Raw genomic sequence first — 15366 nt, forward strand, 5'->3', positions numbered from 1 at the left:
GCCCTCTACACTAAATTCAGCAGGTCGGCGGTATCAAACTTCTTGGCACAGAGGGCTCGCGCTGCATCAACTCGACTGATGGGGGTGAGTTCTTTGTATTGCATATCTAATCCGTGAGAATTCGATCACGGCGGTCCGCCATGCCTGCGTTTCGCAGAGCGGACTGCATGCGCTCTGAGAGGCCGGGCCAGGCTGGTGACGAGAGAGAGCGGAAGTTCGATGATTATTGCCAAGGTCGCCTCGGCCCTGACGAGCCTGAGGAGCCCGAAGTCACCATTCTAACCCAAAGGGGTGCGGCGCGAACACTTTGCGCTCAACAACGGCCACAGCCGGCGGGGGCGGCGTCACGTTGTCGTGTACGCTTCGGTGTCATCCTGACGCCCGTACTGCTGCAATGCCTACCTCGATCACCCCCCCGCCAATCCCCAGCGGCCTGAGCTACACCGAGCGCGTGCTCGGTGGAACCTGGGGGGCGCTGGTCGTCACGCCAACGATCCAGATCAACTGGGACCGCGCCCTGCTCGAGCAGCTGCGTCGGAGCACAGCCAACTCTGCGCGCGACGCCGAGATCGTCAGCGCGTTTACCACTGCGCCCTCGAAGCCGCGGGTGTTTGTGTTTCGCGGGGCCAACGACGACGCCACTGCGAGTGTGCGATTCGCCAGCGAGCTCGACGACCACGAGCGTGAGGAGCTCGGCGACTTGCTGTTCGCCTCGCACGTCAGAGTGCTCCGCTCGTTGCTCGCCGCGGGCGCCCAGCTGTTTGTCTATGTCGATTGGCCCCGGTGCATGTTGGCCCTGTTTGGTCGGGCGATGGGGCGGCTGGCCGACGCGCGCTCGGCTGCGCTGGCGGGCCCCGTGTCGGAGTCGCGCGCAGGGATCTTGCGCATGGATCTGTGGATCTTCTCGCGGCTGACGCTGTACTGCGCGCAGCCGTTCGCGGACGTGGTCGGCGAATTCTTGCCCGAGCACATGCCGCTGCTCGATCGCCGGGCCGAGCGTGTCGCACGTCTCACAGAGGGGATCCCAAGAGAGGTGTTCGAGCTCGTCTTGGAAGGCGATCGGCCATGACGCAGAACCCGACAAAGCAACTTCCCATCCGCACCGCAGAGTCCGTGGACGACGGGGCGCGGTGGCGAGCCGAGGTGGTCGAGCCGGTCTGCAAGGCGGCCCTGATGGCGATCCTCTGTTCAACGATCATCGGCGCGGCGGTGCGGCAACTCGTCACGGTCACCACTTGGGTGACGCTGAGCGCCGCGATCCCTTTCGTAGCGGCGCTGTGGTTGACCCGCCAGGGCCGTGTGCGTGGCGGGGCGCTGCTGCTCGTGGTGTCGATCTACGTGTTGATCACGACGACAGCCCTTTGGACGACGGCGGTGCTCGACGTGGTCTACCTCTACGCAATCGCGATCTTCATGGCTGGCCTGGCGCTGGGTCGGCAGGCGATCGCCATGCTCGCGCTCACCGGTGGCGTGTTGGTTGTGTGCCTGGTGCTCGCCGAGCATCGCGGGCTGCTGCCTGCGCCCGACTACCCCGGGGGCGTGACGACGACGATCATGGCGGCCTTGACGGGGTTGCTGATGGCCGCGTGGGCGGTCTCGCGGGCCGTGGCGGCGACCGAGCGCGCCCGCGTAGGGTGGATGGAGACGACCGAAAAACTGCAAGCGGTGCTGGCCGGGCTCGAGGTCCGCGTCGAGCAGCGGACCGCGGCGCTGAGCGAGGCCAACGCCAAGCTCCACGACGAGATCCAGATCCGCAACTTGATCCAAGCGGACTTGCTCGACGCCCGCAACGAGGCCGAAGCCGCGACCGAGGCCAAGGCCCGGTTCGTCGCCAACGTCTCGCACGAGATCCGCACGCCGCTCAACGGGATCCTGGGGATCGGCGATCTGCTCGCCCAGGCCGATCTGCCCGAGTCGGCCCGCCGCCACGTCGAGACCATTCGCAGCTGCGGAAAGATCATGGTTGGGCTCGTGAATGATGTGCTCGACTTTTCGCGGCTCGAGGCCAAGGCCGTCGAGCTGCAGCAGCTCGACTTTGGCCTGACCAACGCGCTCGAGGGTGCGCTCGCGCCGTTGCGGGTCGTCGCGGCCCGGCGCCAGCTCGAGCTTGGCCTGCAGATCGACGAAGCGATCCCTCGGTGGCTGCGCGGTGACCCAAATCGGCTCTCGCAGGTCATCGCCAACCTCGCGGGCAACGCCGTCAAGTTCACGCCCGAGGGCCGCGTCCATGTTGAAGCGGCGCTCGATCACGCCGAGCCCGGCCGGGTCTGGGTTCGGCTGCGGGTCCGCGACACCGGCGTTGGCATGAGCGCAGACGCGGCCCAGCGGGTGTTCGAGCCGTTTGTCCAAGCCGATTCGTCAACCACGCGCGAGTATGGGGGGACCGGGCTGGGGCTGACGATCGCCAAGCAGTTGGTCGAGCAGATGGGCGGCGAGCTCACGCTGGAGTCCACGCTTGGCGAGGGCACGACCTTCGAGTTCACGCTGGAGTTCGCCACACCGACAGCGCCGCCGGCCGGCGACTTCTCGTCGCCGTGGTGGACACTGGACAGGGAGGGGCCTGCACTCGAGCTGCTGATCGTCGAGGACAACCCGGTCAACCTCGAGGTCAGCGACGCGATGCTCGCCCGGCTTGGCCACGCCCGGGTCCCCGCGACCAACGGCGCCGACGCGCTCGAGCTGCTGTTTGCCCGCCGCTTCGATGTTGTGTTGATGGACTGTCAGCTGCCGGGCATGGATGGGCTCGAGCTCACGCGCGCGGTTCGGGGCCGGCCGGGGCCCAACCGCGAGACGCCGTTCATTGCCGTGACCGCCCACGACTCCGCGCGCCAGCGCGAGCTGACGAGCTTGGCCGGGATGCAGCAGTTCGTCGCCAAGCCGGTGCGCTTCGAGGTCTTGGCGAAAGCCCTGCATGCGGTCGCGCCGGCTCGCGGCAAGGCGCCCGATGGGGGCGAGTCGGCCGAGATGGCCGAGGCGGTGGGTCCCGCTGCGGACCTCGATCCCAACACGCTCGCCCAGCTGCGACAGCTCGAAGAATTCAAGCCAGGGATGCTCGCGCAGATGAGCGCGCGCTTCCTCGAGCAAGCCGAGCAGCAGGTCCAGATCATCGAGCGGGCCATGCTCGACAGGCTGGGCAAGCTGGACACGCTCGCGACGGTGGCCAAGGCCGCGCATACGCTCAAGGGTTCGAGCGCGACGATCGGCGCGAGCGCGGTGTCCAAGCTCGCGGCTCGGATCGAGGCGGACGCCCGCTCGGGCCGCGCACCAGGCTCGAACGCCGCCAAGGTCCGTGCGGCGCTCGAGGCCGTTCGGCCTGCGCTCAATCACCTCGAGCTCTGACGAGCATTCTTCGGACCACGGCGCGAAGGGCCCAGGGCTGAAAGGGCTTGGCCAGAAACCCATCGGCGCCGAGGATCGTCAGCCGATCCCAGTCGTCCTGTCCGGCCGAGCCCGTGATCGCAATGATCGGTACATGGCGAGTATGGGCACGAGCGCGCAGCGCCTGCACGACCTCGAAGCCGGTCATCTCGGGCATGTTGAGATCGGTGATGACCAATTGCGGTGGGTTGATCTTGGCGTCGGCGAGCGCGGCCAGCGGGCTGGCGAAGCAGGCCACGCTGGCGTCGGGCAACACCGCGTGCAGCGAGGCCTCGAGCCACGGGTGCATGACCAGGTCGTCCTCGATCGCCAGGATCCGCGGCGCGATCACGCTGGTGCTGCGACCCGACAGCGCGTCCGAGCAAGCGCGGAGCAGCTCGTCGGCCCTGCGGGGCCGGGCCGCGGGGTGGCGGGACAGGGCCTGGCTGACGGGCTCATCGAGCTCGCGCGGAAGCCCAGGCCGGAGCGCGCTGGGTTTGGGTGACTCGGTGGCGAGCTGCCGCCCGACCACGCCCTCGATGCTGTCATTGCCAAACGGCATCCGCCCCGCGAACAAGATGAAGGCCAGGACCCCAAGGCTATAGATGTCGGCGGCGGTTCGCAGCGGCGCTGGCACGGACTCGCCGCGAATGATCTCGGGCGCGATGAAGCCGATCGTGCCACCGCGTCGCATGCCCTGCTTGCGGGCCCACTCGGCCAGGCCAAAGTCGGTGATCCCCAAGCGCGAGGCTGGCCCAATGATCATGTTCGAAGGCTTGAGATCATTGTGGGTCGCGCCGGCCTCGTGGATCGCGGCGACGCCCCGACACATCTGATCGAACAGGCCAATCGCGTCGTCGAGCGCGAGCTCATGATCGTGATCCTCGAGGTATGCCTGCAGCGTCGGGCCCGCTAGGTACTCCATGACGAGGTAGGGGATGCCCTCCCAGTGACCGACGCCGTGGATCCCGACGACGTTGGGATGCCGGATCCTCGCCATCGCCCGGGCCTCGTTCAGGAACCGAGTTCGCTGGGTCTCGAGCTCGGTCAGGGTTGGGTGGAGGAATTTGAGCGCGACCAGGCGGTCCAGGGTTTCATCGTGGGCCAGCATCACGGTGCCACCGCCGCCGCGACCTTGGAGTCGCAAGATCCGGTACACGTGCTCGAGCAGATCACCGGGCTCGGGTGCCAAGGGGTTGCTCGGCGGCGTGTCGTCGACCAGCGTGACCACGTCGGTCGGCGCGTCGAACCTCAGCTTTCGATCCCTCGCCACCCGCTCGTACGATAGGATCTTTGCTCGCGCTGAACGCTACTCGCTGGCGACCCTCGCGGCGGCAAAGTTGGCGCGGTTAACGAGCGACGGCGCCGCAAAGGCTGCGGCGCCGTGTCTTTGTGTTGGTGCTGTGACGCTCAGCCGCAGCTGAGCTCGTCGGAGCCGTCGGGGCAGTCGTCGAACATGTCGCACTCGAACTCGGCGACGATGTGATAGCCGTCCTCGCAGATGAAGCTCTCGTAGCCGCAGCCTTCGACCTCGTCCGAGGCGTCGAGGCAGTCCTCGAACTCGTCACACAGCCAGGTATCGGGGATCTCCGTGCCATCGAAGCACTGCGCGGCCGGGATGTCACAACCGGTGACCTCGTCGGAACCGTCCGGGCAGTCGGCCTCTTCGTCGCACACGAAGTCGAGGGGGATCGTCGAGCCGTCGGTGCACATCCAGTTGTCGCCGTCGCCGTCGCCATCGCCATCCCCATCGCCGTCGCCGTCGCCGTCGCCATCGCCATCGCCATCGCCAGGATCGCCGTCGCCGTCGCCAGTGGGATCGCCGTCGCCGTCACCGGTGGGATCGCCGTCGCCGTCACCGGTGGTGCCGGTCTCGGCGGTGTCACCATCGCCATCACCGTTGTTGGTGCTCGAGTCAGAGTCGTTGCCAGAGACGATCAAGCAACCACTGGAGGCCGCGAGCCCGTGGCTCATGAACGCAGTGATAGCCAAGAATTTTTTGAGGTCGATCTTCATGTGAGCTCCGAAGAGGGGTCCAAAGTGCCAGGTCCATGCGCCCAGGGTCGAGCGACAACCGACAGAAGTTGGCACTGAGAGCCGTGCGAGCACGCACTGGCAGGGTTGTCATCGCGCTTGAATATGACCGGGTAGGCGGCGGGCGACCAACCCCCAGGCGGGGGATGGCCCTTCTATCCCTGTGGTTCGGGTAGGCAGAGGCCGCCGCCTTCGATCTGGGCTTGGGTGCGGAAGGTGTTGAGGCCCTCCCAGTTTGGCGGCTCGAACTGCGGGATGGTCCCGTCTTCGCGCACATTCGTCACGTGGTAAGTGTGCTGATTCCAGATTCGCCGGCCTTGAATCCAGCGATCTTGCACATCACGGATCGCGCGTACGGTATAGGGAACGTTCCCGCCAAAGCCGGAATTGGAGACCACGAGGATCTCGGCAGAGCCGTCGTTGTCGATGTCGGCGACGATTGGGTATTCGATGATCGTCCCGCTCTTGCGCGGCGTTGCCAGCAGCTCGAACCCGGTCTCGTCATAGACGTGCAGGTTGTCCTCGTCGGCGTACACGGTCTGAGCTTGGCCCGCGCCCAGGAAGTCGAAGGCCGTCCCGCCGGCCTGGCCGCTGGGATCGGCGATGTTGGCGGACCACAGCGTGGTCTGGTCGAACTCCCACACGCCGTAGTGCTGGGGCGCGCTGGCGCCAAATTCTGGGAACCCGTCCCCGTCGAGATCATGGATGTTGAGCGGCCGGTTCCAGTCGTTTGGCTCGCCGGTTGGGCGAAATTGCGACCACACCACGCTGCCGTCGGACTCGAGCAGGTAGATCCCATTTTCGACGGCGATCACGAGCTCGGGCTCGCCATCGTCATCGACGTCGGCGACCTGCGGGTGCGCGGCGATGCTGTTGGTCGCGGCCACGATCTGCTGGTTGAGGAAGTACGGGGTCCCGTCGGGGCGCCAAGCGCCGACGCCCGTGATGATCTCTAGCTGCTGGTCGCCGTCGAGATCTGCGGCCGTTGACGCGCTGTAGATGTGATCGCCCGGCTGCGCCCAGATCTGTTGACCCAGGTGGTCGTAGAGCACGTGGCCGGCGATGATCTCGACGTCGCCGTCGGCGTCGACATCGGCCAGGGCGATCGCGCTGGACTGGGCTGAGCCCCAGACCGTGTCGCTGGTCCACTTGAGGGCGCCGTCGTGCTCGAACGCGAGCAAGCGACCGCTGCCGCCGGGCTCGACGGCGACGATCTCGGGCAGCCCGTCGCCGTCGATGTCGCCGGTCGCCGGGGTCGCGCCAAACTGCACGAGCATCGCGAACTCGAACTGGACCTCGCCGGTCTCGCCGTCGAGCGCAAACATCTTGGCGGGCTTGGTGTCGCTGAGCTGGCCGCTGGGGCCGGCGACCACGATCACCTCGGGGATGTCGCACAGGTCGATCTCGCCGTCGTCGTTGTCGTCGGTCAGGTTGATGACGAGCGGCGAGACGATTGACTCGTCGAACCCGGGCGGGCCGAAGAAGGTCCACTGCTCATCGGGGTCAAAGCTGTCGGGCGGCGCCGACTCGCGGCAGATCCCGACGGCGTCCATGTCATCGACGACCTTGCAGCTGGGCGGCGGCGGCGGCGGCTCGTCGGTGTCGGGGATCACGGCCATGTCGAACTTGGTGCCGCCGTCGGCGGTGTCGCTCGAGTCGGTGTCGGTGTCGGTGTCGGTGTCGGTGTCGGTGTTGGTGGTCGTGCTGGTGGTCGGCGTCGAGGTCTGGGTCGACATCTCGTCGCCGGTCTCGGTGTCGAGCGTGGTCCCCGAGGTCGGGCCCGCGCTGCTGAACTGCGAGTCACCTTCGGCGGACGAGTCACCGCAGCCCAGGCCAAGCGCGACGCATGTTGTCAGCCCGTAAGTCGTGAGCCGCGATATCCAAGGCATTCGAGTCATAAACCTACCCTTTCAAGCTCCAGGTCATAAATCAAGCGAGCAGCCGCTGGAGCTGCTCGAGATCCGAGAAGGGCAGGGTGCGGCCGCGAACGACCTGCCCGGTCTCGTGGCCCTTGCCGGCGACCACGACCACGTCGCCGGGGCCCGCCTCGTGGAGGGCCAGCTCGATCGCTCGCGCTCGATCGAGCTCGACGATGACGCGGGCCCGAGCGCGGCGCAGCCCAACGAGCAGCATGTTGGCGATCGCTTGGGGATCCTCGTTGCGGGGGTTGTCGTTGGTCACGATCGCGAGCTCGGCGCCCGCACCCACGATCGCGCCCATTGGCTCGCGCTTGTCCGGGCTGGCGCCCCCCCCGGCACCAAACACCACGATCACGCGACCCTTGGCCCCGGCGAGCTTGCGTGCGGTCGCGCAGGTGTGCTCGAGCGCGTCGGGGGTGTGGGCGTAGTCGACGGCGACGACGGGACCCTGGGTGCGCCCGGCAAGGTCGAGGACCTCGAAGCGACCGGGGACGACGGGGCAGTCTGCGATCCCACGCACGACGGCCGTTCCGGGCAGACCGGCCGCGAGCCCAGCGAGCGCGGCCGCGAGGGCGTTCTCGCCAAACACCTCGCCGACCATGCGCGTGCGTAGCTCGCCGCCAAGCTGCTCCGCGAGCGGCGACGCGACGAGCTGAACCCGCGTCCCCGTTGCGGTGACCTCGACGCGCGCGGCCTCGAGATCGGCCGGGCATTGCTTGGCCCCCCGCGAGGGGGCGGCGAAGTAGCGGCGAACGACGTCGGCTGGCATGGCTTGATCGATGAACAGCGCGAAGGGATCTGCGGCGTTGAGCACCGCCGTCCGCCCGGGACCTAGGTGCACGAACAGCTGGGCCTTGGCCGCCAGGTAGTGCTCCCAGGTCTTGTGGGTGGAGGTGTGATCCGGCGAGAGGTTGGTGAACACGCCAAGATCAAAGCGCCACGCCCGAGCGTAGCCCTGCGCGAGCGCCCGACTGGTGGCCTCGAGCACGGCGTGGCGGCAGCCCCGGTTGGCCGCGAGCTCCATCGTTGCAAGGAAGTCTTGGAAGCTCTTGCCGCGCGGCAGCGCTTCGCCGTCGAGCTGCACCCCAACGGTCCCAACCCGCAACGTCGAGTGGCCCGCGGCAGCGACCGCGGCCGCGAGCAAGTGCGTCGTCGAGGTCTTGCCGTTGGTCCCGGTCACGCCAAAGCAGAACATCTGTTCGGCCCACGAAGCTGGGGGCGTGACGGGGCGGGTTGCAGCAGCAGGACGCACGCACACGAATATAGACGCGCACAGGCGTCTTCGCACTCGGGGCTTCGGCGCGCACCCAAGCAGCGCCGAACCCCCGAGTCGACTCGGCTACACGCCCTGTTCGTTGCAATAGCCGATCGCAGCGCCAGCTGCCAAGCAGCGCCGAACCCCCGAGTCGACTCGGCTACACGCCCTGTTCGTTGCAATAGCCGATCGCAGCGCCAGCTGCAGCGCCGATCGACGCGCCCAAGCCGGCCCCCAATCCGCCGCCTGCGATGCCGCCGATCACTCCACCGATCACGCCGCCAACGACCGCCCCGACCCCGGCGTTGCCAGGGATGACGGCGCCCGCGGCCGCGCCCTTGGGCATCGGCAATTTGGACATCTGCAGGTTGGTCAGCGAGGCGCTCGCGGCGCTGGCGATTGCGAGCGCGACCGGGCTGGTCTTGCTCGACATCGCCATTGCTTTGTAGAACTCCCGCAGCTCGGCCGCGGCCTTGGGGATGTCGGCGTTCTTGCGGGTCGAGCGGAGCACACAGCGGGCGATTGCCTCGAGATCCTTGGCCTCGGGGCGCGAGACGTGCCCGTCTGCCCGCAGCCGGTTGATGCCAACTTTAATCGCGCGAGCCTGGTTGTTGCGCTGATCTTCCATGATCTGCGTGACCTCTTGCATCACGAACACGCTCATGTCGCCCGCGCTCATGGCCAGGGCGCGGACACCCATGGCCGAATCCAATGAAGTGCAGAGTGCCGGGCCTTGCATCGCCGCGGCTCGCGTTTGACTCTTCTTTTTCGCTGTAGCCATTGTTCATATTCCTCTCGATATTGTTGAAGTAGCTCCTTTCCGATCACCATCCATAGGTCATGTCGGTATTATCTGGCCGTCTCGTAATTGCGTGAGCGCCCGGATGTGGTCTGGGCCCGCTCCAACACCGAGCCCGGGCGCACGCCGGATGGCCGCGAGCGCTCGCCGACCAAGCTGATCAGCAAGACCTGCCGGCCACTTCAAAGCGAGCCACCGCGCGATCAACCGCCTGCGGCTCGGCCCGGCCAAGCTGATGGCGCAGGCTCGACTCGAGGGTTGGGAAGTCAAACCCGAACCCACTGTCACCGAGCCGCGACCCGGTGACGCGCTGACTGGCCAGCAGGATCTCGCGCCCGAGCTGGCCAAACACCCAGCGAACCACCACCTCGGGCACCGAAATCCAGGCCGGCCGCCCGAGCACGCGGGCGAGGGTCGCCGCAAACTCGGCTTGCTGGACCGGCGCGGGCGCGACGGCGTTGACGGGGCCCTCGAGCTGCTCGGTGTAGATCGCGTGGTGGATGACCCCGACGAGATCGTCGAGATCGATCCAGCTTTGCCACTGACGACCGTCGCCGATCGGGCCGCCAAGACCCAAGCCGTAGAGCGAGCGCAGCCGCTCGACGAGACCGCCGCGGGCGCTGGTGACCAGGCCGATCCGCAGCGTGACCACGCGAATGCCTGCGTCGCGGGCCGGCTGGGTCGCGGCTTCCCACGCGCGCGCGACGGTGGCCAAGAACCCGTCGCCGACCGGCGACTGCTCGTCGAGCTCGGCCTCGCCCGCGTTGCCGTAGATCCCGATCCCGGACGCGCAGATCAGAACCTTGGGCTTGTGGCGCAAGCTGGCCAGGGTCTCGCACAGCAGCCGGGTCCCGGCCACCCGTGAGCTGCGAATCCGGTCTCGCTTGGCGCGGGTCCAGCGGCCAGCGACGGGCTCGCCCGCGAGGTGGACGACGGCGTCGAGGTGCTCGAGGCCGGGGCCGTCGATCGTGGCGTGGTCGGGGTCCCAGGCGACCTCGTGCGCGGCCGGGGTCCGGCGGACCACGGGCACCACCGTGTGGCCGCCGGTCGTCAAGAATGCCCGCAGCTCAGTCCCGATCAGGCCCGACGAGCCGGTCAAGGCGACGCGAATGGGACCGCGCTCGGCGACCGCGTGATGGCGGCGAAGATCGTTGGCGGTCCGAACGTGGCGCTGGACGAACATCTGCTCGAGCACGCCCTCGACCTGACCACGGGCGAGCGGCCAACTCAGGCGATCGAGGGGCAGCTGGTAGTCGATGCGATCGGTCAAGGTCGCCGCCGGTCCGTTGGCGTCACCGTCGGCGAAGGCGTGGACGTGGTGCCAGCGAGCGAAGGGGCTGCGCTCGGCGACGTCCTCGAAGTTGCGGCCGGGCACGAAGCCCTGGTGACGGGCGACCCATGGCAGCCGCAGCGGACCCTTGCGCAGGCAAAAGCTGAGGCGGTCGCCGTCTTCGATCGTGCCCTCGCGGCCGACGATCTCGAGCTGCTCCCAGGTCGGGGCCAAGCGTTCAAACGCCCCCGGCCGCTGGTGCCACACGAACATCTCGCTGCGGGGGATGGGCAGGGTCAGACTCCGCTCGAAACGGTGCACCACAACGTTCTGACCCAGGTTGGGGCCGGCGCTCGCGAACCGCGCATAGGTGCGCGGCGAGGGTCCGTAGCGCGCTCACCCGCGATCACGCGCGGCAACCGCTGCCGGCCGCGAGCGAGCGCGGGGTCAGGCGAGCACCAGTCTGAACGAGCACAATGTGCCATTGATCCGGCACATCATCATGCATGGGTCATGTCGGTATTATCTGGCGACTTCGCAATTGCGTGAGTGCCCGGATGTGGTCTGGGCCCGTCCGGCAGCACCCACCGATCATCCGCGCGCCCGCGTCGACCCAGCGACGCGCGAGCTCGGTAAATACCTTTAGCTCGGTCTGAGGCCCCGCCCATGCCTGCTCGATCCACCGCTCGCCCGAGTTGGGGTAGGCGAGGATCGAGATCCCCGGGCTGTTGGCGGTGAGGGTGACGAGGGCGTCGATCGCCGGCAGGACCTCGGCTGGACCAACGCAGTTGACGCCGATCGCCGCGATTCGCGGGTGCCCAAGCAGCGGGGCCACGGCCTCGGGGAGCGGGGATCCGTCACTGACTGCCAACCCCGGCCCCTGGCGCAGCGAGAACGACACCCAGGCGCGCGGCCCATCGTTGGCGGACAGGACATCGGCGATCGCGGCGGCCTCGAGCGCGCTGGGGATCGTCTCGAACGCGAGCAGGTCGGGCTTGGCGGCGCTCAGCACCCTGACGCGCGGCGAGTGAAATGCGAACAGCGCCTTGCGATCGATCCCGTAGTCGCCGCGGTACTCCGAGCCATCGGCCAAGTACGCCCCATAGCTGCCGATTGACGCGGCGACCAGCGTGTTCGAGCTTGCGGCGGAGCGCGCGAGCGCGACCGAGTGCCGCAGCAGGTCGCGCGCCTGCGCCTGATCGAGACCGCGAGCGAGCAACCCCGGGATCGTCGCTTGATAGCTCGCGGTGGTGATTAGATCGGCCCCAGCGGCGACGAAGCGACGGTGAACGGCGAGCACACGCTCGGGTTGTTCGAGCAGCATCTTGGCCGACCACAACGGGTCATCGAGTGTCGAACCGTCTCGCTCCAATTCGGTGGCGAGCCCACCATCGAGGATCACAAAGGGCTCACGCTCGAGCAGTTCGCGAAGGCGGTTGATCATTCGTGGGAATGATGGCAGAAAATGTAGCCACGCCTAGAGAGGTCGCTCGAGAGCCTGTCAATCTCGACCGGGCTTCGGGTTTGGCGCAGGCATGTACCTTGCAGATCCGGCCCACTTATGCGGCGGGGTACCGATGACTCGCCACTGAAGGAGACACAATGATCGCGCTATTCGCAGCAAAAATCACCCTCAAACTGTTTACTCCGCTGCTAATTGGATCACTCCTGGCCCTATGCATTTTCGGGCTTGGGCGTGTCGTGGCGACGCGAAAGTTCACGCGCGCGCTCGATGACGATGACGGCCTGCCCGAGTCCCCCGGGGCTGAACCACCCCGGGCAATTCACCACAATGCCGCACTCGGCGTGAACGACACCGGTGGCGGTCTGGACACGGCGGCGCCCCGGCTTCGCGATATTGAAGCTTCTGGCATCAAGTGCGCGGCAGAGCCCGAAGAAGGTGCGCCCATCGCCATCGAGTTCCAGCGCACGCGCGAGTTCATTCGCGCGCAAAGTCGCAAGGTCGTGGCGGCGATGGAGACAGAGCAGACCACGCCATTTGCCCGCGCGTACATTGGCGGCGAGGATCTCGTCAGCCCACAGTGAGCGCGCTCGCCTTGCGATCTGCAGGTGAGGGCGATGGTAAACTGTGTATTGCGGGCCTGATTCACGCTGGGAACCCGAGCTCGAGGGCGCACGAACTGCGTCCTCGAGAATATTGCACTCGGGTACACTTTGGAGATGCTGTCGACCTGCCTGCGTTCGGTGGCGATGTTGCTGACAACGACATCTGCGGGAGCCTGCTATGTGCCAAATCCCGACTACGAGGGCGTGGTCACGCAGACCGCCGAGTCGTCCGAGAGCGACGGCGCGGACAACGGCGAGACACCGAGCGGAGACTCGGATCCCGACGGCGATGGGGATCCGTTTGGCGACGGCGACGGCGATGGGGATGGGGATGGGGATGGGGACGGCGACGGCGAAGGCACCAGCGGGGCCTCGGCGTGTGGGGATGGCATTGTCACCCCTGGTGAGTTTTGTTTCTTCGGGCTCCCTGTGCTCGGGCTACCCACGATTCGATCCTTGACGATCGCCGACTTCGACGGCGACGGGCACGCGGATCTCGGGGTTGTCCGCCTAGATGACGTGTTGGTGCTGTTTGGCAATGGCGACGGGATGTTTCCTGAGCTCGAGGATCTACCCCAACCGCCGGGCGACTATATGGGGGTCGCCGCCGGCGACATCGATCTCGACGGTAATGACGACCTCGTCGTCTCCAACTCCAACGAAGACTTTGTCTCGGTCTATCTCTCGAACGGCGACCGCAGCTTCTCCGAGGGCGCTCAACTCAACACGGGCAACGGGCCCAAGAGCGTGGCGCTAGCGAGACTCGACCCCGATCAGCAACTCGACCTCGTGATCGTGTGCGAGGCAGACGGGGTCGTCGAGGTGCGGCTCGGGCTTGGCGCCGCGGGCTTTGCTGAACCGGTGCTCTACCCGACCGGAGATCAGCCCGTGGCGATCGCGGTCGGGCTGGTCAACGCCGACGCCCACTTGGATCTGTTGGTCGCCAATCGCACAGGGCAAGCGCTCGCGTTGCTCATGGGTGCTGGCGACGGGAGCTTCGCTAACGCGATGATGACCCCGGTCGCGGGCAAACCCCGGGCGAGCGTGCTGGCCGACTTCAACCGCGACGGCTTGCTGGACGCTGCAACCGTAGTCGGCGACCTCGATCGTGCGCACGTGCTGTTCGGCGACGGGCAAGGGTGGTTCGCACACTCGGGGCAGGAGCTCGCCACCGACGGGCGGCCGCTCGACGCGGGCGTCGGTGACTTTGACAGCGACGGGTTTCTCGATCTCGTCGTCGCCAATCACGAAGATTGGACGACGCAGCTGTTGCGCGGCTCCGAGGTGGCCGGCGAGCTCCTGCCGCGCCAAACCCTCACGCTGGTCGCCGACGTCACGTATCCGCGGACTGTGGTCGTGGCTGACATCAACGAGGATGGGGTTGACGATCTGGTCGTGGGCGGGAAGGGGCTCAGCGTGATGCTGTCGGATCCTTGATCCGTCCGTGGGGCTGTACACTGCGGCGGTGAGCGAACCGGTGATCGTTGTTGACGATGCGATCTCCCACGCAACGCAGGCGCTCGCGGGGCTGGGACGTCTGCATTGTTTGCCGGCCGTGGACATCACGGGCGAGCGCCTGGCCGCGCTGAGGGCCGCGCTACTCGTGGTCCGCAGCGTCACGCGGGTGGATGCTTCGCTGCTGGACTGCGCGAGGCAGCTGCGCTTTGTCGGCACCGCGACAGCCGGCACGGATCACCTGGACATCCCCGCTCTCGCCGCGCGCGGGATCGCGGTTGCGAGCGCCGCTGGTTGCAACGCGCGGGCGGTCGCGGAGTGGGTCGTGGGTGCGCTCGCGTTCGTCGAGCACCAGCTCCCCGAGCCGGTCCGCTGTGGGCCGGTTGGTGTGGTCGGGTTTGGCAACGTCGGTAGCCGGCTGACGCCGTTGCTGCGTAGGCTGGGCCACGAGGTCCTGGTCTGCGATCCACCGTTGGCCCGACGCGGTGCTCAGGCTGAAGCGTTCGTCTCGTTCAGCGAGCTGTGGCGGCGCTGCCCGATCGTCAGCTTTCATGTGCCGCTGATCCACGAAGGACGCGACGCGACCTGGGCCTACGTCGATCGTGAGTCCCCTGCGGTCGCGGGGCCGAAGCTGCTGATCAACACCAGCCGCGGCGGCGTGATCCGGGAGCGGGCGCTGGACCGGCCGGACGTCGTGGCTGCGATCTTGGACGTGTGGGACGGCGAGCCCGCGCTCGCGCCCGCGCGGCTGAGCGACCCACGACTCTTGCTGGCTTCGCCGCATGTCGCGGGCTACAGCCTCGAGGCCAAGCTGGCGGCGACGCGGATGATGCACGAGGCCGTCTGCGCTCAGCTTGGGCGGGCCCCGAGCTGGACCGGACAGGACGCTCTGCCGAGGGTCTTGGCGACGTCCAAGGACCCGAGCTCGCTGCTCGAGGTCAACGACTTCATCGACTTCGTGGGGGACGACGCCCGGGTTCGCGCGCTCGCTGGGTTGCCGGGGCCGGCTCGGGCGGCCGCGTTCGAGCAGCTGCGCCGCGGCTACCAGCTCCGCCGCGAGTTTCGATCCTGGAGGATCCCGCGCGAGCGCGCGCCCGCGCCCAAGCTCCAAGCTTGGCTCCAAACCGTCGGATTCGAGCTCACATAGCCGATTGAGCGGGCATTGAACCGGTTGGGGGCGGCCGAGACTACCCCCGCGCAACCGGAGACT

General features: G+C 67.4%; 12 protein-coding genes. 5 read left to right on the forward strand and 7 right to left on the reverse strand.

Annotated elements, in window-relative coordinates; all coding sequences use genetic code 11:
- The first annotated feature begins 394 nt into the window (after positions 1-394).
- The gene (locus DB30_RS29925; RefSeq protein ID WP_052555390.1) at positions 395-1069 is read left to right on the forward strand and encodes a hypothetical protein; all 675 of its coding nucleotides are present in this window, start codon (positions 395-397) and stop codon (positions 1067-1069) included.
- The gene (locus DB30_RS29930) at positions 1066-3339 is read left to right on the forward strand and encodes an ATP-binding protein (RefSeq protein ID WP_052555393.1); all 2274 of its coding nucleotides are present in this window, start codon (positions 1066-1068) and stop codon (positions 3337-3339) included. Before DB30_RS29925 ends, DB30_RS29930 begins: the two co-directional genes overlap by 4 nt.
- On the opposite strand, the gene DB30_RS29935 is transcribed toward DB30_RS29930, so the two are convergent.
- From DB30_RS29935 to mmuM, 7 genes are all read right to left on the reverse strand, one after another.
- Entirely contained in the window at positions 3320-4630 is a 1311-nt protein-coding gene (locus DB30_RS29935; RefSeq protein ID WP_052555395.1) for a protein kinase domain-containing protein, read from the reverse strand. The two genes, DB30_RS29930 and DB30_RS29935, sit on opposite strands and share 20 nt — an antisense overlap.
- A gap of 137 nt (positions 4631-4767) precedes the next feature.
- The gene (locus DB30_RS41790; protein WP_146661222.1) at positions 4768-5373 is read right to left on the reverse strand and encodes a hypothetical protein; all 606 of its coding nucleotides are present in this window, start codon (positions 5371-5373) and stop codon (positions 4768-4770) included.
- Positions 5374-5546: 173 nt separating this feature from the next.
- A complete protein-coding gene (locus DB30_RS29950) occupies positions 5547-7280 on the reverse strand; it encodes an FG-GAP repeat domain-containing protein (protein WP_052555399.1) in 1734 nt (577 codons plus the stop codon).
- 40 nt (positions 7281-7320) lie between these two features.
- The gene (locus tag DB30_RS29955; RefSeq protein WP_146661228.1) at positions 7321-8562 is read right to left on the reverse strand and encodes a Mur ligase family protein; all 1242 of its coding nucleotides are present in this window, start codon (positions 8560-8562) and stop codon (positions 7321-7323) included.
- 163 nt (positions 8563-8725) lie between these two features.
- Entirely contained in the window at positions 8726-9265 is a 540-nt protein-coding gene (locus DB30_RS41795; protein WP_205633102.1) for a hypothetical protein, read from the reverse strand.
- Between the two features lie 259 nt (positions 9266-9524).
- The gene (locus DB30_RS29965; protein ID WP_240480360.1) at positions 9525-10955 is read right to left on the reverse strand and encodes a TIGR01777 family oxidoreductase; all 1431 of its coding nucleotides are present in this window, start codon (positions 10953-10955) and stop codon (positions 9525-9527) included.
- 190 nt (positions 10956-11145) lie between these two features.
- Entirely contained in the window at positions 11146-12078 is a 933-nt protein-coding gene (gene mmuM / locus DB30_RS29970; RefSeq protein ID WP_052555408.1) for a homocysteine S-methyltransferase, read from the reverse strand.
- Positions 12079-12236: 158 nt separating this feature from the next.
- On the opposite strand from mmuM, the gene DB30_RS29975 reads away from it, so the two are divergent.
- The 3 genes from DB30_RS29975 (at position 12237) to DB30_RS29985 (ending at position 15303) form a co-directional block, all read left to right on the forward strand.
- The gene (locus DB30_RS29975; RefSeq protein ID WP_146661230.1) at positions 12237-12680 is read left to right on the forward strand and encodes a hypothetical protein; all 444 of its coding nucleotides are present in this window, start codon (positions 12237-12239) and stop codon (positions 12678-12680) included.
- Between the two features lie 135 nt (positions 12681-12815).
- Complete coding sequence (locus tag DB30_RS29980) at positions 12816-14138, forward strand: FG-GAP repeat domain-containing protein (RefSeq protein ID WP_146661232.1); 1323 nt, start codon at positions 12816-12818, stop codon at positions 14136-14138.
- 28 nt (positions 14139-14166) lie between these two features.
- Positions 14167-15303: an NAD(P)-dependent oxidoreductase gene (locus DB30_RS29985; RefSeq protein WP_052555415.1), complete on the forward strand. Its 1137-nt coding sequence runs from the start codon at positions 14167-14169 to the stop codon at positions 15301-15303.
- Positions 15304-15366: the final 63 nt, after the last annotated feature.

This window comes from Enhygromyxa salina (assembly GCF_000737335.2).
Classification (GTDB): Bacteria; Myxococcota_A; Polyangia; order Nannocystales; family Nannocystaceae; genus Plesiocystis; species Plesiocystis salina_C.